Here is a 20,377-nt window from a genome sequence, read left to right as displayed (position 1 = left end):
TTGTCCTGAGCCTCCGGTTATGGTAAATAATTCTATCCTTATCAAACGGCCGGAGACGAAGAGCGCGCAATGAAAGACAGCTACAAGCCTGAAGAAATAGAAAAAAAGTGGCGGGACATATGGGACAAGGGAAAGGTCTACGAGGTCAGGACCGAGAAGGACCGTGAGAAATACTACGTCCTCGAGATGTTCCCTTACCCCTCCGGGCGCATACACATGGGCCACGTGAGGAACTACACGATAGGGGACGTCGTCGCGCGGTACAAGCGCACGAGGGGTTATAACGTGCTCCACCCGATCGGATGGGACGCGTTCGGCCTCCCCGCCGAAAACGCCGCCATCGCACGCGGCGTGCACCCGGCAGAGTGGACATACGACAACATCGCGCAGATGAAGGCTCAGCTCAAGCAGCTCGGCTTCAGTTACGACTGGACGAGGGAGATCGCCACATGCGACCCGGCTTATTACAAGTGGGAGCAGATGGTGTTTACCCGGATGTATGAGAAAGGGCTCGCCTACCGGAAATCGACGACCGTCAACTGGTGCCCTTCCTGCGAGACGGTGCTCGCGAACGAGCAGGTGGAGGACGGGCTCTGCTGGCGCTGCGGCTCCGTAGTCGAGCAGAAGGTAATGGAGGGATGGTTTTTCAAGACGACGGAATATACCGAGGAGCTCCTCGAATACACTGAAAAGCTCAAATACGGCTGGCCCGAAAGGGTACTTGCCATGCAGAAGAACTGGATCGGGAAGAGCACCGGCGCCGAGATCGAATTCCCGCTTGCAGAGCCCGTCGATGGCGATAGCGCGCTTAGCATATTCACCACGCGCCCGGATACCGTGTTCGGCGTCACGTACATGAGCATAGCGCCCGAGCATCCGCTTGCAACGGAGCTTATAAAAGGGAAACCCGAGGAAAAGACGGCGCTCGAATTCATAAAGAGAGTCACTCAGCAGTCGAGCCTCGAAAGGATAGCGGAAGGGGCCGGGAAAGAGGGCGTCTTCACGGGCGCTTTCGCTATCAATCCATTCACAGGAGGGCGCGTCCCGATATACATAGCCAACTTCGTGCTCATCGAATACGGCACCGGAATAATCATGTGCGTCCCCGCCCACGACCAGCGTGACTTCGAGTTCGCGAAGGAATACGGGCTTCCGATCGTTCCCGTGATAGAACCCGAAGGGACTCATCTCCGCGCTGAAGACATGACCCAGGCCTTTGAGGATACCGGCATAATGGTGAATTCGGAGCAGTTCTCGGGACTTCCTTCGGAAGAAGGGAAAGAAAAAGTCATCGAATTTGTCGAGGGAAAGGGGATAGGGAAGAGGAGGGTCAATTACAGGCTCAGGGACTGGGGCATCTCGCGGCAGAGGTATTGGGGCGCGCCGATTCCGATCGTCTACTGCGATAAGTGCGGTATAGTTCCCGTGCCGGACGAAGACCTCCCCGTCGAGCTCCCGCTCGATATAGAGTTTACGGGGAAGGGCGGCTCGCCGCTGTCCAAGGCGGAGAGCTTCGTCAACACCGTATGCCCGAAGTGCGGCGGTAAGGCGAGGCGCGAGACGGACACCATGGATACGTTCGTCGAGTCCTCGTGGTACTTCCTCAGATACGCGTCCCCTCATTACGAGAAAGCCATGTTCGATAAAAAAGAGGTCGGATACTGGCTCCCCGTCGACAGGTACATAGGCGGCATCGAGCACGCGATACTCCACCTCCTCTACGCGAGGTTCTATACGAAGGTCCTCCGGGACCTGGGGATGTGCAAGCTCGACGAGCCTTTCACGAACCTCCTCACGCAGGGCATGGTCATAAAGGACGGTGCCAAGATGTCGAAGTCAGTCGGCAATATCGTAGACCCCGACGACATGATAAAGAAATACGGCGCCGATACGGTGCGGCTGTTCATGCTCTTCGCCGCGCCCGTTCAGAAGGACCTTGACTGGAGCGACGAGGGGATTGAAGGGGCGTACAGGTTCCTTAACAGGCTCTGGCGTCTCGTCTCAGACAGGTTCCCTCAGATCGAAAAACTTAAAGGCAAAAACCCGGACGTGAATAAAATATCCGCCCCTGGAAAGGACCTGCTTACCAAGGTGCATAAGACCATAAAGAAGGTCAGTGACGACCTGGAGAAGTTTCAGTTCAATACCGCAATCGCCGCCGTCATGGAGCTCCTCAACGACACCTCGCGCTTCGAGCCTTCCGGAGGCGAGGACGAGAAGGTCGTAAGAGAGGCGGTCGAGGCGATGGTCAGGCTCCTTTACCCGATCGCCCCCCACGTTTCGGAAGAGCTGTGGAGCGAGCTCGGCTACGGCAAATCTCTCGTGGACGAGCCCTGGCTCGAGTGGAATAAAGAGCTTGTGGCCGGAGCCGCGATAACCGTCGTCGTTCAGGTGAACGGCAAGGTCAGGGCGCAGCTTTCGATGGACGCGGACGTGAGTGACGAAGGCATGAGAGAGGCCGCATTCGCCGATGAAAAGGTAAAGGGTTATCTCGCCGGAAAAGAGCCAAAGAAGGTATTCGTAGTGCCTAAAAAGATAGTCAATATAGTGGTTTAGGAGCGGGATTCAATCCCTTTTTTTTCAAATACCGTTCGGCGATGGATGAAAGCCCCCTCGCCGCTTTCTCCGGATCCTCCGCACCGAATACGGAGGTGATGACAGCGATGCCGTCGACACCTGTTTCGAGTACGGAATCGACGTTTTTAGAGGTTATACCCCCGATAGCGAATATCGGGATGCTCTTGATTTTCGATACAGCTACTCTCAGGACATCGAACGACGTAGGTGTCCTTTCGGGCTTGGTCGGCGTGAAGAACGGGGTCCCGAAGGCGACGTAATCAGCCCCACTCCGCTCTGCATTGATTCCTCGTTCGATCTTCCCGTAGCAGGAAACGCCGATGATCTTGTCCTCCCCGAGCACCTCCCTAGCGCGATCGACCGGCGCATCTTCTTCGCCTAGGTGAACGCCGTCGGCCCCTATCTCCTTCGCCGCTTCGATGGAGTCGTTGATTATAAGCGGGACGCCGTATTTCCTCGTCAATTTCAGGAGGGCTTTCCCGAGCTCGACTACCTCATCCGCGGGCGTATCTTTCTCCCTCAGCTGAACTACATTCGCTCCGCCGCGAAGCGCTTTTTCCACTGTCTCGATGAATCTGTCCCTCGGTATGAGCTTCTTGTCCGTGATCACGTAAAGCCCTTTCAGCCTATGCTTCATAATGCTAGAAACTTATCGGGGCTTTTTGCTAAGCGCAAATACGGTACGAGCCGGATCGATGCCGGGTGATGCAATTTGTAATCTTCATACTCTCATAATAAAATCTTAGCAAAATGTGCGAGGAGGCAGAGACGAAATGACGGCGAGCAGAATTATATCGGCTGCGTTTGTACCGTTTTTTTTGACCCTGACCGCGTTCATGCTCATGCCTCCGAATATAGCGGGCGCTTTCGGCAGCAATGTCCCCTATTCTTTCTTCCTCGAGCATCCTTACACGAGAACGGGGCTCAAGGCGAACCTGGAGATTGCTACAGTCGACGGAGGCGGCGCTCTCGTAATGAACCAGCTGAGGGCCGACCTCAATCTGAACGACAACATATTCGGCCTTTACGCGAAGTTCCCGTTTTCGGGCGTGACGGACGATGTCTTCGGAAATGGCGATTACGACTTCGGTAACATAGGCGTCGGCACGAAGTACACGCTCCTCGACTCTCCGAGCACTGCGCTTACATTCGGATTCGAGGCCATTCTGCCGACGACCGGGAATAACTTCGGGGCTCTCGGCGCTCGCTCATACTTCCGCGATTTCGCCTATTTTACGGACGACGCCTATACGTTCGTTCCTTACGGCGTGTTCGCTATCGGCGGCGACGTGCTAGCATTCCAGGCCAATCTGGACTTCGACATAATGACGAACGCCAAGGACGCAGACGAGAGCCCGTTCGATACCGGTCGCGATGATATGGAGCTCATCATCAAGTACGGCGGCACGGCGAGCGTAACGCCCCGATTCAACCTGCCCTTTTCGACCTCATTTCTTCTCGAGCTCCTGCTCGCGTCATCAACTTCTTTCGACAAGAACGTCACGGGAGTCTATGTCACCCCGGGCGTGAGGCTTGGCGGTTTAAAGTACTTTTTCGGTGCGGGAGTGCAGATTCCTTTCGGGAGCGACGAGATAAGCGATTTCGCCGGCGTCGATTTTTTGGTGGATTTCCAGATAAAGTTCGGAAGCGACCGCTGAATATAAGCGCGCCGGTTTTTACCGCTCGACCGCAGCCTTCAATGCTTCCCTATGGCCTTGAATATCGCGTCCGTCACGGCGTTATAGTCAGGCGGGAGCTCGACAGGCTTGTTCGCGTACTTTGAGAAAACTCCTTCGAGCTCGCCCTTGTGGTAGCCGATCTTGAACTCGACGAATTTCAACCCATGCGCAGTCGATATTATCACGATCCTGTCGGAAGGCCTGAACACCTTTCTCTCCTTGAGTTTGAGGAACGCCGCGAGAGCGACTCCGGTGTGAGGGCAGTTGAACGTCCCCGTCTTGTCGACGATCGCGCAGGCGTTTGAGAGCTCGTCTTCGCTTGCCTGCTCCACTATGCCGTCGAATTCCTTTATTATTCTTATGGCCTTGTTTACGCTCACCGGGTTTCCGATCTGTATGGCGTTCGCGAGCGTTGTCTTCGCTTTGACGGGGTGGAACTCCTCGAAGTTTTTAAGGTAGCTTAGGTAGAGGGGGTTTGCGTGCTCGGCCTGAGCGCACACGAGGCGCGGGAGCTTGTCTATGAGCCCGAGCTCCTTCATGATTAGGAATCCCTTTCCCAGAGCGGAAATATTTCCCAGGTTGCCGCCCGGGATTATGATCCAGTCAGGCACCTCCCAGTCGAACTGCTGGCATAGCTCTATGCTTATCGTCTTTTGCCCTTCGATGCGGAGAGAGTTAATTGAATTCGCCAGGTATATGTTGTTCTCCGTGCATACCTTCTGCACCATCTCCATGCAGCCGTCGAAGTCCGTATCCAGCGACAGAACAAGCGCGCCGTTCGAGATAGGCTGCACGAGCTGGGCTATGGAGACCTTGTCTTTGGGGAGGAATACTATGGCGGGTATTCCCGCCGAAGCGCAATACGCGGCAAGGGCGGCCGATGTGTCCCCCGTGGACGCGCAGGCCACGGCCGGAATATCCTTCCCCTCGGCTATCATCTGATTGACGACCGATACGAGCACGGTCATCCCCAGGTCCTTGAAAGAGCCCGTATGGCTGTTCCCGCACATCTTTATCCATATATCTTCCATCCCGATCTGCTCGCCGAACCTCTCCGCCCAGAAAAGGTTGGTCGCTCCTTCGTACATGGACACCACATTGTCGTCGTCTACGTAAGGGCATACCCATTCTTTCTTGCCCCAGACGGAGCTCCCGTGGGGCCAGCTCTGTTTCCTGTAACGGTTATCGAAGAGGTTTTTCCATTCCTGTGCGGATTTCTCCTTAAGGGTGTCGATATCATGGGTTACTTCCAGCAGATTTCCGCACTTCCTGCAGCGGTAAATAATCTCGTTGAGAGGGTATGTTTCCCCGCAATTTTCGTCGATACAGCTGAACCAGGCCCTGTAATTGCTCATAGATAAACAAAATACCCCCTCGTATTTTGACTGTCAAACAAAGCCGCCCGAGGCCGTTATTACCGGCTAGCAATTGTAAATGTTAAATAATTCGCGGCTGGAATTTCTCCGGATGACATGTAATGGAGAGGGCTTGTATTTCCCGACATTCACGGAATCGTCGGCGCAGAATCTGCGCTCATATTCGATTCTTCCCAGGCCCATCTGCTTAGCTAACGCCGCACCCAACCCGTTTGCCCTGAGGCGCAGAACCTGCGCTGGTATATGATTCCTCTGTCGCTCCTTAGCTTTAGCCAAATGATGGAGTCGATCCCGAACCGCGCCCGTCCTGAGCTCCGTTCATCCTGAGACGCAGAATCTGCGCTCATATATGATTGCTCCGTCACTCCTCAGCTTTCGCCAAATAACGGAGCAAGGACAATACTGATCTGCGAGCCTGTCCTGAACGAAGTCGAAGGGTCGAAGGACGAAGGATCGAAGGGTTGAACGGGTTTAACTCCCGTTAGGTCCGGGGCGGAACTGATAGATTGTAGCCGTAATAAGATATTTTAGCCAGGATTCTGTGCGGGTGTGCACCCGCGGGCATACGATCTCTAATCTCCACATACGCTAAATTTCTACAATTGTTAGATTTGCGACTGTTGTTGCTTAACAACCATAAAACACACTGTGTGTGCTCGTTTCAGGATCATTTCAGGAAAGGAAAAGAAGAATAATATATCGCTTTCTTATGTATTCCGATGGGACAACTTTTGTCCACGAATTACTTGACATCTACAACAATGAGCAATTTCCCGTGTGGACGACTGTCCCTACTGGTATTTTTTACAAAAATAATGTAGTGTGTATAATTAAAGGAAATTCTAAAAATTAGATCATAAGTATATGGGGATTTGTGATAATTGGAGCGAGAGTTGCTCATTCGTTGACACAAAATAGGTGCTTCGGTAATCTGAGCGTGTCTAATGTTGAAAAGCAAAGTGCATCTCAGGATCCAAGGGCGAGTTCAGGGCGTGTTCTTCAGGGCATCTGCCATGGATAAAGCGAGGGCGCTCGGACTGACGGGCTGGGTGAGGAATAATCCGGACGGTTCTGTCGAGGTCGTAGCGGAAGGGCCCAGAGAAGACGTCGAAAAGCTCGTTGCCTGGTCCTATCAGGGTCCGAGACACGCAGTCGTAACCAGCGTCGAGGTGGATTGGGAGCCGTGTATTGATGAATATACCGATTTCACTATCGAATAATTACAGCGGAGACTTGATAATAGAATGATAATTAAATGCATACCTGGCGGTATTTTTCTTACCAACTGCTATATAATCGGGGACGAGGAGACGAGAGAGGCTATACTCGTCGATCCGGGGGAGCAGGTCGACGATATTCTGGATGAGGTTAAAAGGTCGGGACTGAAAATCACAAAGATCGTCAATACGCATACCCATATAGACCATGTGGCCGGTGCGGTGGAGGTGAAAGAGGCTCTTGGTGTGGGATTTTATATCCATCCCGAGGAGGAGCCCGTGCTTCAGGCGCTTCCCGAGTCCGCGATGAGGTTCCCGCAGTTCGGCGACGTAAGCGTTCCGGAGATAGAGGGTTATATAGAGGAAGGGGATGAGATAGAGATCGGCAATCTCAGTGCGAAGGTGCTGCACACCCCCGGTCATACCTGGGGGAGCATATGCCTTGTCATAGATGATCAGGTTATTTCTGGGGACACGCTCTTTGCGGGGAGCGTGGGCAGGGTCGATCTCACGGGCGGGACGTCCATGAGAGAGCTCGTCCGCTCGATCAAGACGAAGCTCATGGTGCTGCCGGATTCCTATAAAGTGCACCCCGGACACGGGCCTTCGACGACTATCGGTATTGAAAGGAGATCGAATCCGTTCTTGACCGGCGATTTGATTATCTTATAAATTGGAAAGGCTAATATTCAGAATCATCGTAATACTGGCGGTCGTCTCGTTCCTGGTCTATATGTTCGCCAGGGAAATATCTCAGGTTTATGCTCTCCACAAGGAGAATGACAAAGTAAAGCTAGAGGGAAAGGACTTGGAAATGGCTAATAACGAGCTTAGGAAGAGAATAGATTTGATAAAATCGGACAAGGTATATATGGAGAAAGTTATAAGAGAAGAACTGGGGATGATCAAAACAGGTGAAAAAATATACAGATTTAAAGAATAAAATATCGTACTCGAATTTTTTACTCGGAAAGGTGTTCATTCTTTTACTTTCCGCGCTCGTATTTATTCTTATTTATAAAAACAGCTTTCATTCGCTCAATTTTTATTCTGTTCTTGCAGCCCTGCTTCTGATTTCCACGGCGGGTTACAGGACGCTTCATTTCATAAGGTCGGGCTCGACGAATATCCCTCTCCTTGAAAGGCTCGAGTTCTCGATTCTCTATACGCTTATATTTGAAATCTTTTTACAGATCTTCGGGAACGATGTCTTCCCCCTCTCCTTTCTGCTTGTCCCCGTACTGATCTATTGTTTCGGATGGCCGGGCGGAATACTCTCGTTATTCATCATAACGGTTCTCCGGATAACCCTTCAACCGGCTATGGGCGCGCTGATCGAGGTCTCCCTGCTCATGATCACGGCTCTGGTGATCGGATATTTACTGAAGGGCAATGCGGCGGAGAGGATGGGTTCATACATATTCCAGAGGAACAGGGGGAAGAAGGTCGTACTGCCTGCGCTTATATCCGGGGGGACCGGGAAAGACGACAATGGCGAGCCCGTAGGCCTGAAGGAGCTCAAGAGCGAAATAAGGAATTCCCTCAGCATACTTTGCGACCTCGTGCCCAACCACAGCATCGTGCTCTATATGAAGATGGACGACGGGCTATACGCCATAGCTGATTTCATATCCAAGAGCAGGGATTATATAGACAGGGGACAGAGGCTTAACTTCCGCGGAGGGTATCTGGGCTGGGTGCTCAAGACCAGGACCCAGGTCCTTATTACGAGCATAAAGAACGTGAGGAAGAATCTCATATACTATAATAAAAACGTGCCCGTCAAATCCCTCCTCGCGACCCCTCTTTTTTTTAAAGGCGAAAGAGACAAACCGGAAGGCGAAGAAAGCATATTCGGCATGATCGTGGTCGACAGCCTGCAGCAGGACGCGTTCGGCGATAAGGAGAAAATGATAGTTTCGCTCGTATCGGACAGAATAGTGGAAACGATAGACAGGTTCCTGCTTTCGGAGAAGATCAATCTCAGCTCGCAGGAGCTGAATTCGTTCTACGAGTTTACCCAGAAGCTCAATTCGACGAGCGACGTGGACGTAATTCTGGATCATATTATCGACACGCTTGTAAGGCTGTTCGAGGCCGACTTCGTCGGCTTATCGCTCGTTGATAAGGAGGGCGGCTACAGCTGTCTTAAAAGGGTGAGCGAAGGCATGAAGGAGCATCTCCACGATAAGGAGATCCCGCACGGCGATACGCTCATAGGGCTCGTCGCGGAGAGCGGAAACCACTTCCACTTCGACGACATATCGGCCAGGGCTAAATACAGGAGCGTTTTCGGGAAGGAAATCGACTTCGCTCTCGGCATCAAGAACATAAAGTCCGTCCTTATATACCCGTTCCACGAGACCTATCAGGACGCCGAGAGCAACGACCAGGACGTCCTCGGCTGTGTCGTCATAGGTCGGCGTACGAAGAGCCCGTTTAACGAGGGCGAGATAAGCCTCGCAAAGATTATCTGCCGCGAGTCGGCCAAGTCCATGACGTCGTCCCTGAACTTCCAGAAGGTGAAGGAGCTCGCGATCAGGGACGGGCTGACCGGGTTATATAACCACAGGCACTTTCAGGAGATGCTCTCCTATACGCTGGCCCATTCCGACAGGTTCTCGACGGAGGCTTCTCTGCTGCTGCTCGATGTGGATGATTTGAAGGTCATCAACGATACGTACGGACATCAGGCGGGCGACGCCGTACTTTCCTCGATCGGCGAGCTGTTGACCGACACTTTAAGAAAGGTCGATATACCCGCCAGGTACGGAGGAGACGAATTCGCGGTAATACTCCCCAACACTAATAAAACGGGATCGATCACCGTCGCTGAAAAAATCAGGAGCAGGCTGAAACGTGTCTCTCTGAAATCGGATTCACGTGACATAACCGTCTCATTCAGCATCGGTATCGCGACCTACCCCCAGTGTGCGAACGGTAAGGAATTACTGATCGAGAAGGCGGACCGTGCGCTCTACGAATCGAAGAACCACGGTAAAAACAAGATAACGCACTACGAGGACATATCGCTCGAGGAGCTTGGGAGCTAGAGACAGGAAACGGCATTCCCGAAGAAGAGTATTTAGCTCTGCATGTTTATGCAGTCCCTGCGGTTAATGGTTATACTTCCCCTCATACATATTTCACGGTAATGCATGACGGACGAACGAAGAAAAGAATTCAACCCCAGGGAATTTTTCCAGGGCGGAAAAACGTTTCCGAAAAAGAGCCTCGGTCAGAATTTTATAACCGACAAAAGGGTGATAGAGAGGATTATCGAGTCGGCCGGGATTTCGCGGGAGGACGAGGTTCTTGAAATCGGACCCGGCATGGGAGCGCTCACGCTTGCGCTTGCGGAGAGGGCCGGGAGGGTCGTTGCGATAGAGAAGGACGAACGTGTAATAGACAGCTTGCGCGGGCTCCTGGAAAGCTACCCCGATACGCGAATAATTCAGGGAGACTGCCTCAAGCTCGACTACAGTGATTTCTACAGGGGCAGGAAGATGAAAGTCGTATCGAATCTCCCGTACAGCATTTCGACGCCGGTCCTCATAAAGCTTCTCGGAGACCGGGAAATGTTCTCGTCCCTCATCCTGATGCTCCAACTCGAGGTCGGGGAGAGGATTACCGCTTCACCCGGAGGCAGGCAATACGGTTCCCTGTCGGTGCTGATTCAAACGTACATGGATGTTAAAATATTGTTCCGTGTTCCGCCCTCGGCGTTCTGGCCGAAGCCGAAAGTCGATTCAGTCGTGCTCAAGTTCGTCCCTCTTTTCCGGCCCAGGGTTCCTGTTTCGGATGAACGGCTCCACGAGAGGGTGCTGAGGGCCGCATTTTCATCGAGGAGGAAAATGCTCGGCAATTCACTGCGTTCGTTATTGCCCAAAGAAGCCGTCGATAGCGTGCTCGACTCGTGCGGCATAGACAGGACGAGGCGCGCCGAGACCCTCACTATAGAGGAATTCGGCAGGCTCGCGGAGGAGGTGGCGCGATGCCATAGTGACGAGCTTATTCCCGGCCGCTCACAGGGCATTGAATGAGCCCCCGTGAGGCTATATAATTCGTCCTGAGTAATCAATCGCGCTCCCGCGGAGGGTTAATACCATGCGTAATACGCTCGCATCTTCGGTTTTTTTCCTTACCGTATTATTGTCCCTGCCCTCTGTATCGTCTTCCCAGGATTTCGGGATCGGCGGAATCTGGTACCACAACAACATGCAGACACATATAAACGTAAGGGACTTCACCCACGTTGTATTGATAAACGAGAACGGCGACAGGGCAGTAGGGCATTTCATCGACCCGTGGCAGATAAAGGTCCCCGGCTGGAACGTGGTCGGCAACATCCAGAACGGCGGGACTCAGATTTCATGGTCGAACAACACGACCTGGACCAGGTACCCGAGCGGCAAGACGCATATAAGCGGCACCTGGTACCATAATAACAGCCCGACCTCCATACAGGTCTATGACAACGGCTGGAGGTTCAGCATCACGAACGAGAACGGGCAGACGAGCGACGGATACGCCAAGAGCAGCCGGGAGCTCTACATCCCCTCACTCGGCATTACGGGATACGTGAATAACGACGCGACCAGGATCAGGTGGAGTAACGACACTGTCTGGACAAGGAATCCGCACGGCTCGGGGCCTCTTTCCTCTCCGGAAGAGTGAGGGCGGGCTTGTAATCGCCTGGATAGTTGCGAAGAACAGCGGAGTTCACCCGGGTATTATCGGGTTCTATAGTCGGGCCTTATTCCGACGAGACTACGAGTAAGACGGTACCGGATTCGACAGCGTCGCCTTCCTTGACCATCAAGTTCTTTATTGTTCCGGCGATCGGTGACTTGAGCTCGCTCTCCATCTTCATGGCTTCGATCACGATGAGCCCCTCGTCGGGCGCCACTTCATCGCCTTCGCCCTTGAGGATTTTCACAACCCTGCTCGGCATGGGCGACTTGATCTCCTGGACGCCCGAAACGATGTGCGAGGTCTTGCGCTGCTCCCTTTCGGAGACGGCTTCGAGCTCGTAAAGCTCTCCTTCGATAAAGACCTGGACTTTCTTGCCTCTCCTGAAAACCCCTATGGTCATGGACTTCCCGTCTATCAGGACCGAGTAAAGGTTGTCCTCGATTTTCTCGAAATCCACGTCAACGCTCCTGCCCTCGATTTCCATCTGCAGCAGGCTGTCTTCTTTTTCAAGGCTGATCTTATAGATTTGATCTCTGATCTTAAAGGTGTATGTCATGCAAGGGGGCTCCTGGATACGCCTGATCTTCTGCCAAAGAGTTTCCAGTTCGATGCCGGTTTCTGTGCCGGCTGACCGGCGCTTTCGGCACCGCTCATCGAGAGTGCTGCTGCTATCAATGCCGGTTCAATTTCCAGAACCGGCGGTTTTAAAAGTTCGGGGTGTCTTTCTATGAACCCGGTATCGATCTTGCCTTTCCGGAATTCCTCGTTGTTCATGACGCGTATGAGGAATCCGATGTTCGTCTTCACGCCGAGCACAACGTATTCCCGCAGCGCAGATTCCATTCTCCTGATCGCGGCTTCTCTCGTTTCAGCCCAGACGATGAGCTTGGATAACATCGGGTCGTAGAAGGAGGTTATCTCGCAGCCGTTATATATGGATGAATCGTTCCTTATACCCGGTCCGCTCGGTGTTTTTAAATATTCGATCACGCCCGGAGACGGAAGGAAATTCGTCTCGGGGTTCTCTGCGTAAACCCTGCACTCGAGCGCGTGCCCCTTCATGGCGATGCTCTTCTGCTTGAACGGGAGCTTCTCTCCCGCGGCTATTCTTATCATCCACTTCACTATATCGAAGCCGGTTATCAGCTCCGTCACCGGATGCTCCACCTGGACCCTCGTGTTCATCTCGAGGAAGTAGAAGTTCTGGCTCTGGTCCATTATGAACTCGATAGTTCCGGCCCCCTTGTATTTAACCGCCTTTGCGATCCGCACCGCGACTTCGCCCATCCGCTTCCTCGTTCTTGCGCTGATAGCTGACGACGGGGCTTCTTCGATCACCTTCTGGTGCCTCCTCTGTATCGAGCATTCGCGCTCGAACAGGTAGAGAGTATTACCTTCCGCGTCGGCTATTATCTGTATCTCTATGTGCCTCGGACGCTCGATAAACCTTTCGACGAAGACCGAATCGTCCCCGAAGGCCGAGCGCGCCTCGCTCCTCGCCATGCGGAGTGAGCTGTCGAACTCGTCCTTGCTCCTCACGAGCCTCATCCCCTTCCCGCCCCCGCCGGCCGACGCTTTGATCATAACCGGATATCCGATCTCGTCGGCGATTACGGACGCCTCGACATCGCTCACAGCTCCGTCCGAGCCGGGCACGAGCGGCACTTTAATGTCGTGGGCGATTTTTCTCGCCGTTATTTTATCCCCCATCAGGCGTATCGCCTCGGGTGAGGGCCCTATGAACACGATTCCCGATTTTTCGCACATGTCGGCGAAGGACTCGTTCTCGGAAAGGAAGCCGAATCCCGGGTGTATCGCCTCGGCGCCTGACTTTCTTGCAGCGTCTATTATTTTCTCTTTATTAAGGTAGCTTTCTCCGGGGGCGGAGCCTCCTATGTGGTACGCTTCGTCGGCGAGCGCTACGTGGAGGGAGCGCCTGTCGGCGTCCGAATAGACGGCAACGGTGCTCACGCCCAGGTCCCTGCAGGCCCGTATAATCCTTACCGCGATTTCCCCCCTGTTGGCTATGAGAATCTTTTTGAACATTAAATAATCCTTTTATATTAGAGTGGTATGTTCCCGTGCTTTTTCGGGGGGTTTGACTGTCTTTTCCCGTCCAGCATCTCGAACGCCGAGATCACCCTCGGCCTCGTATCTTCGGGCCTTATGACTTCGTCTACGAATCCAAGGTCTGCGGCCCTGTAGGGGTTTGCGAACCTTTCCTTATATTCCTCGATGAGCTTCGCCCGTTCCGCTTCCTGGTCCTCGGCCTGCATGATCTGGGCGCGCGAAATAATATTGACGGCGCCTTCCGAGCCCATGACCGCGATTTCCGCTGTCGGGTATGCCATCACAATGTCGCCCCGGACGTGTTTGGACGACATGACGTCGTACGCCCCGCCGTAGGCTTTCCTCGTAATGACCGTCACCCTCGGGACTGTCGCTTCGCTGTAGGCGTAGAGCAGCTTGGCCCCGTGCTTTATTATGCCGCCCCACTCCTGCGATGTTCCGGGGAGGAAGCCCGGCACGTCTTCGAAGGTGAGGATGGGTATGTTGAAGCAGTCGCAGAACCTCACGAATCTCCCGGCTTTTACGGAGGCGTCTATGTCGAGACACCCGGCGAGTATGTTCGGCTGGTTTCCGACTATGCCTATCACCCTGCCCGCCATGCGCGCGAACCCTATCACTATGTTCTGGGCGTAATGCTCCTGGACCTCGAAAAAATAACCTTCGTCGACTACTGCGTTTATTACGTCCTTTACGTCATACGGTTTGTTCGGGTTTTCAGGGACTATCGCCCGGAGCGCGGTAGCCTTCCTGTCGGAAGGGTCGTCCGTCGGGTGTCTGGGAGGGTCTTCCATGTTATTCGAAGGCAGGAAGCTGAGGAGCTCTTTTACGAGCGCTATGCATTCCTTGTCGTCTTCGACCGCGAAATGCGCGACACCGCTCCTCGAGTTGTGAACCATCGCTCCGCCCAATTCCTCGGAGTTCACCTCCTCGTGCGTGACGGCCTTTATCACGTCGGGCCCGGTGATGAACATATAGCTCGTGTTCCTGACCATGACGGTGAAGTCCGTTATCGCCGGCGAATAGACAGCGCCTCCCGCGCATGGCCCCATTATTGCGGAGATCTGCGGCACGACCCCTGAAGCGAGCACGTTCCTGCAGAATATCTCCCCGTATCCTCCGAGGCTCTCCACGCCTTCCTGTATGCGCGCGCCTCCGGAGTCGTTGAGTCCCACTATCGGAGCGCCCACCTGCATTGCGAGGTCCATGACCTTGCATATCTTCTTTCCGTGGACCATTCCGAGCGACCCTCCGAAAACGGTAAAGTCCTGGGCGTAGACGAAGACCTGACGCCCGTCTATTTTGCCGTATCCGGTGACGACTCCGTCCCCGAGGAACTTCTTGCTGTCCATACCGAAATCGGTGCATCTGTGGACGACGAACTTGTCGAGCTCTACGAATGTGTTTTTATCTATGAGGAGTTCGATTCTTTCTCTAGCGGTGAGTTTGCCGATTTCGTGCTGTTTCTGTATCCTCGCTTCGCCGCCCCCGGCTTCGGCCTCTCTTTCCTTTTCTTCGAGTACGGCAATTTTATCCTTCATTATCGGCTCCTTTGAAGGTTCTTGAGAATCCAAAAAAATACTACGTAAATACCTAATTGGCAAGTTTGCAGGGCGGAGACTGGATTTGCATATGTAGCCCGAAAATATGAGGAATTTTGTCGGGCGTTTCCTCTGTACTGGTATCCTGGAAACGGGCCTGGTGTCAGGCGCAGTTTTTCGGGCATCAACTCATCCCTTATTGTAGACGTTATATAATTCGAGGCTGAAATTCTATAATTTGCTTGTCATGCTGAACTACGTTCTCGAACGTGCGCAAGAATCGGACTCCACTGGCTGAATCCGGTGATGTAACTATTCTCAATTTACTCGTTCATAAAACCAAAATATTCAGTATCTCGTCTTTCTCCTAACCGGGCTGACAAAATTGGCGGCGGCTGAACACCCGCAAAAATTTCCCTCTCCCCAGCGTGGGAGAGGGCTAGGGTGAGGGGGTACATCAGTTCAATAAATCAAACCCACCCGTTCGTACTGCTTGTCCGGCGTAGCCTTTGGTGAAGACGGAAGCATGTCGAAGTGCGCATGTTTAGCCAATATTCTGTGCAGTTTTTCGAAAGACCACACTACGTGTGTTTTCATCAAGGGAAAGAAGAGAATATATTTTGCTTTATTTATGTATTCCAACTCCTTAAGAAAGCCGAAGGCAGCCGAAGATCCGGGGCTGTCTCAACTCGCATAAGCTCTAGGCCGAGGTGCGGATTTTTTCCCACACAGCTTCAACCTGCGCTCTCGTATCATCGAGCGACCCAGAGTTATCTATGACATAGTCCGCGTGTTTTATCTTCTCTTCTGCCGGCATCTGCGCCTTGAGCCTCGAGACCGCTTCCTCCCTCGTGTAGCCCTTGTCCCTGATGAGCCTCTCTATCTGCGTCTCTTCATCCGCTGTCACTACGATGAGACCGTCGAACAGGCTTCTGAGTCCCCCCCTCTCCACGATCAGCGTGGCCTCGATCATCGCTATGGACGCTCCTTCCTCCTCGTACTCCCTCAGGAGATCCCTGATTCTCTCCTTTATCCTCGGATGAGTTATATCGTTGAGCCTGCCCCTCATGGCTTCATCGCTGAAGACTATCTCAGCTAGCTTTTTCCTGTTTATGCGCCCATCGGGATCGAGCACCTCCTTCCCGAATACGTCTGCAACATCTTTCCAGGCGGGCTCTCCAGGCTCGACGACCGCCCTGGCGACATCGTCCGCGTCGATTATCCGCGCGCCCAGCTCCTCGAACATCCGCGCGACCGAGCTCTTGCCCGAGGCTATGTTTCCGGTAAGGCCTATGACCTTCATCGGGGGTATTTTAATTTGCCGCTAATGCTCTTTCAAATCGGCTGCGCGGGTCGATAAGCCGGGGAACTTGATAAAATTATCATTTGGGTATAATAATCCTGTATTTCGCAACTGCGAATAGAAAAGGAGGACGCCATGTCCAAAAAAGCGGAGGATATAAAACTGGTAGGTGTCGTAGGGGCGGGAACTATGGGCTCGGGTATCGCGCAGGTAATCGCTTCGAGCGGGAGGAGCGTAGTGCTGGTTGACGTAACCGATGCGGCCCTAGGCAGGGGCTTGAAGGCGATAGAAGGCAGTATCGGCAGGCTCGTCAAGAAAGAGACCATAAGCGAGGAAGAGGGCAAGTCCATAGTATCGAGGATAAAAACGACCACGAAATATGAGGATTTTAAAGCTGTTGACCTCGTGATAGAGGCCGCTTTCGAGGACATGAAGGTTAAAAAGGAGATTTACAAGAAGTTAGACGAGTCGACGTCGCCGGATGTCGTGCTCGCGACCAATACCTCTTCCCTCCCGATCGTGGAGATAGCCGTCGGGACGGGGAGGCCGGATAAGGTAGTCGGTATGCATTTCTTCAATCCCGCTCCCGTGATGAAGCTGGTCGAGATAATAAAGACGCTCGCGACGTCGGACGAGACGGCGCAGTTCGCCTTCGATTTTGCAACTGCTCTCGGAAAGGAGCCCGTCAGGACGAAGGACATCCCCGGCTTCATCGTGAACAGGATACTGATACCGATGCTAAACGAGGCGGTGTTCGCTTATTCTGACGGCGTCGGGACTGCGGAAGACATAGACAAGGCCATGAAGCTCGGCACTAACCAGCCCATAGGCCCTCTCGCGCTCATTGACCTGATAGGGCTCGACGTAACCATAGACGTGATGGACGTATTCTACAAGGAGTTCCAGGATTCTAAGTACAGGGCTGCGCCTTTACTGAGGCAGATGGTCAGGGCAGGGTGGCTCGGGCGCAAATCCGGGAAGGGCTTCTTTCAATACTGATATATAGCGGCGTACACTGAGGGAAGGACCTTAATACTTTCGTTCGGGAAATTGAGGGTTAAGTCTATATTTTCAGGCGTGCTTCCCGGCGGATATAAATTCGATTGCTTTATTGAGCCTTTTTAAAACCATATCCTTCCCCATTATCTCCATCACCTCGAATATGCCGGGGCTCACCGTCACCCCTGTGAGCGCGACCCTCACTGGCTGTGCGATTGTTCCGAGCTTGAGCCCCTTCTCCTCCATTATGCCCTCGAATACCTTTTGTATATCGCCCGCCGTGAATGAACCCGTTTCTGAAAGCTTCCCGGCCAGGTCTTTCAGGACGTCGAGATTATCCTGTGTGAGGAACTTTCCAGCCGCTTTCTCCTCGTACTCGATGTCCTCTGCGTAAAAGTATCCGAGTGAATCGGCTATATCGAGAAGCGTCTTGGCCCTCTGACCGAGCTCCTTTACGATCATTACGAGCTTCCGATCGAGCGTGGCCTTTATGCCTTTATCGAGGAGTATGGGGAGCACGAGCTCCGCTGTCTCTTCGGGCGGCTTGTTACGAATGTACCATCCGTTCAGCCAGTCGAGCTTTTCGGGATTGAACACGGCGGCCGATTTCCCCACGTTGTGGAGAGTGAATTTCTCTATGAGCTCTTCTGTAGTGAATATCTCCTGGTCGCCGAACGACCATCCGAGCCGCGTCAGATAATTTACGAGAGCCTCGGGGAGGTAACCACCTTTCCTGTATTCCACGACCGAAGTTGCCCCGTGCCTCTTGCTTAGCCTCTTTCCGTCGGGCCCGAGTATCATCGAGACGTGCGCGAGCTCCGGCACTTTGAGCGAAAGACCTTCATATATGAGCACCTGCCTGGGCGTATTTATAAGGTGGTCGTCCCCTCTTATGACGTGCGTTATCCCCATGAGCGAGTCGTCCGCGACGACCGCGAAATTATAGGTCGGGAAGCCGTCAGTCTTCAGTATCACGAAATCGTCTATTTCCCCGGCGTCGAATACGACCTTCCCCCGCAAAAGATCGTGCACCTCTATAGTCCCCTGGTCGGGCGTAAGGAGTCTTATTGCGTAGGGCTTGTCCGGCCCCGCGTTCCTGTCCGCCCATTCGCGTCTGTAATGGAACACCTCTCCCCTTTCCTGGGCCTCTTTTCTCTTCCCGTCGAGCTCCTCAGGCGTTACGTAGCACCTGTACGCATGCCCCGATGCGATGAGCTTCTCAGCGAGATCTTTATATATATGTAGCCTGTCCGACTGTCTGAAAGGCCCCTCGTCCCATTCGAGGCCGAGCCACTTCATGGCGTCCGTGATTTCCAGTATCGATTCCTCGGTCGAACGTGAGCGGTCTGTGTCCTCTATGCGGAGTATGAATTGCCCGCCGCTGTGCCTGGCGAAGAGCCAGTTGAAAATGGCTGTCCTGGCCCCTCCTATGTGAAGAGAGCCTGTGGGGCTCGGGGCGAATCGGGTCCTTACGGTCATGGGGGTAAAATGTTAATTTAGAGTCGGAGGGGAGTCAAACTTCTCCTGTTTGATTCCCTCGTATTGAAAATCTAACTTTACTTATCGCACAGTCATACAGCGGCAGTTCATTTTCAAGGGCAGACGCATGTTGTTTCGTTGTCCTTCATTATAAACAATTGAAACGACTTGTCCTTTATATTTGATTTGCAATATGAGTCGCATTCGATTTCCGTTTTAATATCGTCTTTGGGTACTAACCATGAATACCTGCGGATAAAGGGATGAGCCGACCAGCTTCTGAAAAAAGCCGAAGATTTTGAATTACCGTTCAAGTATCTCAAATTATATGGGTTTGTATTTTGTATGTATTCTTTTCTCGTCGAAACAAATATCGAGTTGCCCTCGATTTGTGCCGCGGTTATAGAGTTCTCAATGTTTCCGAGAACCTGAAGATCCTGTTTAAATAATTCGGGGTACTCGGATGAAAATGTCCACGATATTCTGATGAATGCTAAAAGAATCAGGCAAAAAAGAATTATGACTACGGCTTGTGCTCTCCGATTCTGAATGAGCTCCACTAAAATAACAAAAATAGAAGTTAAAATGAAAGGAGCCAGATACATCACCCTCCAGGAAGTATTATTCTCGGAAATCAACAATAAGGTAAAAAATGGACTCAATAGTAAAGATGCCGATAATATCAGGTAAAGAGAAATCAGCTTTAAAGAATATGACCGCTCCGTATTTTGATTATAATCCTCGTTATAAGAATTAATACAATGACGAGTATCAAGATGTCCAGCCAAATCGGGTAATGATTTCTGTTAAAAATTGACGAATAGTACAGATCAAAAAAATATTGTGGTTTTGTTAAAATGGATGATGAAGAGGCAAAAGTAGCCCGATTGTCAGTTATGATATTGTAGTTCGAGGCGATAACGTAACTCAGTATCCCGCCAAGTAAATATCCGAGCGCCAGTATAGATGTTTTGTAAATCAATCCTTTACCGATAACCTCTTCTTTCTCGTCGGTATCAAGGATTAAAATAAGGCTCCAGATTAATATGCCGCTTAAAGCAGAAACCACATTAGTTAGCATTGCGAGAACAATCAGTAAAAAACCCGTAATATTGTATGTAAGTGAAAATTTCTTACTGTGGTGAATTGAAAAAACTCCGAGTAAACCCAGGAATGCCCCTAACGGATAAAGACCGGCGGATCTCCATAGCACAGCTTCTCCATTGAAAGGCCATAACAAAAATGCCATTACCCCGATAATAGCTGTCCACTTTTTTGTCTGAATCAAAATTAAAAGTGCCGCTATTGAGGCGGCTAGGCAATGGAAAATTCCTTGAATAAACCTGATCAAAATGTTGTAGATATCGAGGTTAGATACTTGAGCGGGACAGAATGTAGTAAACCATAGTCCTGCAACCGGTCTACCGTTTATCAAACCCTCATG

General features: G+C 52.2%; 17 protein-coding genes. 9 read left to right on the top strand and 8 right to left on the bottom strand.

Annotation, left to right across the window (positions count from 1 at the left end):
- Window positions 1-69 precede the first annotated feature (69 nt).
- Window positions 70-2,556 carry a leucine--tRNA ligase gene (gene leuS, locus AB1598_11145; GenBank protein ID MEW6145563.1) on the top strand — a complete coding sequence of 829 codons (2,487 nt, stop codon included), beginning with the start codon at window positions 70-72 and terminating at the stop codon, window positions 2,554-2,556.
- Here the strand turns inward: leuS and thiE are convergent.
- Window positions 2,540-3,214, bottom strand: a complete 675-nt coding sequence (thiE, locus tag AB1598_11140; GenBank protein MEW6145562.1) for a thiamine phosphate synthase — start codon at window positions 3,212-3,214, stop codon at window positions 2,540-2,542. The two genes, leuS and thiE, sit on opposite strands and share 17 nt — an antisense overlap.
- Before the next feature lie 136 nt (window positions 3,215-3,350).
- Here thiE and AB1598_11135 point away from each other — a divergent pair, with 136 nt between their 5' ends.
- Complete coding sequence (locus tag AB1598_11135) at window positions 3,351-4,235, top strand: hypothetical protein (GenBank protein MEW6145561.1); 885 nt, start codon at window positions 3,351-3,353, stop codon at window positions 4,233-4,235.
- Between the two features lie 38 nt (window positions 4,236-4,273).
- Here AB1598_11135 and thrC read toward each other — a convergent pair whose 3' ends face one another.
- A complete protein-coding gene (thrC, locus tag AB1598_11130; GenBank protein MEW6145560.1) occupies window positions 4,274-5,611 on the bottom strand; it encodes a threonine synthase in 1,338 nt (445 codons plus the stop codon).
- A gap of 965 nt (window positions 5,612-6,576) precedes the next feature.
- Here thrC and AB1598_11125 point away from each other — a divergent pair.
- The 6 genes from AB1598_11125 (at window position 6,577) to AB1598_11100 (ending at window position 11,526) form a co-directional block, all read left to right on the top strand.
- Entirely contained in the window at window positions 6,577-6,852 is a 276-nt protein-coding gene (locus AB1598_11125) for an acylphosphatase (protein MEW6145559.1), read from the top strand.
- Between the two features lie 24 nt (window positions 6,853-6,876).
- Window positions 6,877-7,521 (top strand): MBL fold metallo-hydrolase, encoded by a 645-nt coding sequence (locus AB1598_11120; GenBank protein MEW6145558.1) that lies wholly within the window; start codon window positions 6,877-6,879, stop codon window positions 7,519-7,521.
- 1 nt (window position 7,522) lies between these two features.
- Window positions 7,523-7,792: a septum formation initiator family protein gene (locus tag AB1598_11115; protein ID MEW6145557.1), complete on the top strand. Its 270-nt coding sequence runs from the start codon at window positions 7,523-7,525 to the stop codon at window positions 7,790-7,792.
- Window positions 7,764-9,902: a diguanylate cyclase gene (locus AB1598_11110; GenBank protein ID MEW6145556.1), complete on the top strand. Its 2,139-nt coding sequence runs from the start codon at window positions 7,764-7,766 to the stop codon at window positions 9,900-9,902. The genes AB1598_11115 and AB1598_11110 overlap by 29 nt, the downstream gene beginning before the upstream one ends.
- A 105-nt stretch (window positions 9,903-10,007) precedes the next feature.
- The gene (rsmA, locus tag AB1598_11105) at window positions 10,008-10,892 is read left to right on the top strand and encodes a 16S rRNA (adenine(1518)-N(6)/adenine(1519)-N(6))-dimethyltransferase RsmA (GenBank protein ID MEW6145555.1); all 885 of its coding nucleotides are present in this window, start codon (window positions 10,008-10,010) and stop codon (window positions 10,890-10,892) included.
- A gap of 64 nt (window positions 10,893-10,956) precedes the next feature.
- Window positions 10,957-11,526 carry a hypothetical protein gene (locus AB1598_11100; GenBank protein MEW6145554.1) on the top strand — a complete coding sequence of 190 codons (570 nt, stop codon included), beginning with the start codon at window positions 10,957-10,959 and terminating at the stop codon, window positions 11,524-11,526.
- A 79-nt stretch (window positions 11,527-11,605) separates the two neighbouring features.
- Here the strand turns inward: AB1598_11100 and AB1598_11095 are convergent, their stop codons facing one another.
- The 4 genes from AB1598_11095 to coaE form a co-directional block, all read right to left on the bottom strand.
- Window positions 11,606-12,100, bottom strand: coding sequence for a biotin/lipoyl-containing protein (locus AB1598_11095; GenBank protein MEW6145553.1), 495 nt, complete (start codon window positions 12,098-12,100; stop codon window positions 11,606-11,608).
- A complete protein-coding gene (gene accC / locus AB1598_11090; GenBank protein ID MEW6145552.1) occupies window positions 12,097-13,590 on the bottom strand; it encodes an acetyl-CoA carboxylase biotin carboxylase subunit in 1,494 nt (497 codons plus the stop codon). Before accC ends, AB1598_11095 begins: the two co-directional genes overlap by 4 nt.
- Window positions 13,591-13,607: 17 nt before the next feature.
- A complete protein-coding gene (locus tag AB1598_11085) occupies window positions 13,608-15,152 on the bottom strand; it encodes an acyl-CoA carboxylase subunit beta (GenBank protein MEW6145551.1) in 1,545 nt (514 codons plus the stop codon).
- A gap of 700 nt (window positions 15,153-15,852) precedes the next feature.
- Window positions 15,853-16,455, bottom strand: coding sequence for a dephospho-CoA kinase (coaE, locus tag AB1598_11080; protein ID MEW6145550.1), 603 nt, complete (start codon window positions 16,453-16,455; stop codon window positions 15,853-15,855).
- A gap of 156 nt (window positions 16,456-16,611) precedes the next feature.
- Between coaE and AB1598_11075 the strand changes: the two genes are divergently transcribed.
- A complete protein-coding gene (locus AB1598_11075) occupies window positions 16,612-17,454 on the top strand; it encodes a 3-hydroxybutyryl-CoA dehydrogenase (GenBank protein MEW6145549.1) in 843 nt (280 codons plus the stop codon).
- Between the two features lie 72 nt (window positions 17,455-17,526).
- On the opposite strand, the gene gltX is transcribed toward AB1598_11075, so the two are convergent.
- Entirely contained in the window at window positions 17,527-18,933 is a 1,407-nt protein-coding gene (gene gltX, locus AB1598_11070; GenBank protein MEW6145548.1) for a glutamate--tRNA ligase, read from the bottom strand.
- A gap of 703 nt (window positions 18,934-19,636) precedes the next feature.
- Window positions 19,637-20,368 (bottom strand): hypothetical protein, encoded by a 732-nt coding sequence (locus AB1598_11065; GenBank protein MEW6145547.1) that lies wholly within the window; start codon window positions 20,366-20,368, stop codon window positions 19,637-19,639.
- Between the last annotated feature and the right edge of the window lie 9 nt (window positions 20,369-20,377).

Source organism: Thermodesulfobacteriota bacterium (genome assembly GCA_040754335.1).
Lineage (GTDB): Bacteria > Desulfobacterota_D > UBA1144 > Nemesobacterales > UBA2774 > 2-12-FULL-53-21.
The sequence above is the reverse complement of the archived record's forward strand: the minus strand, read 5'-3'. Positions and strand labels throughout refer to the sequence as shown.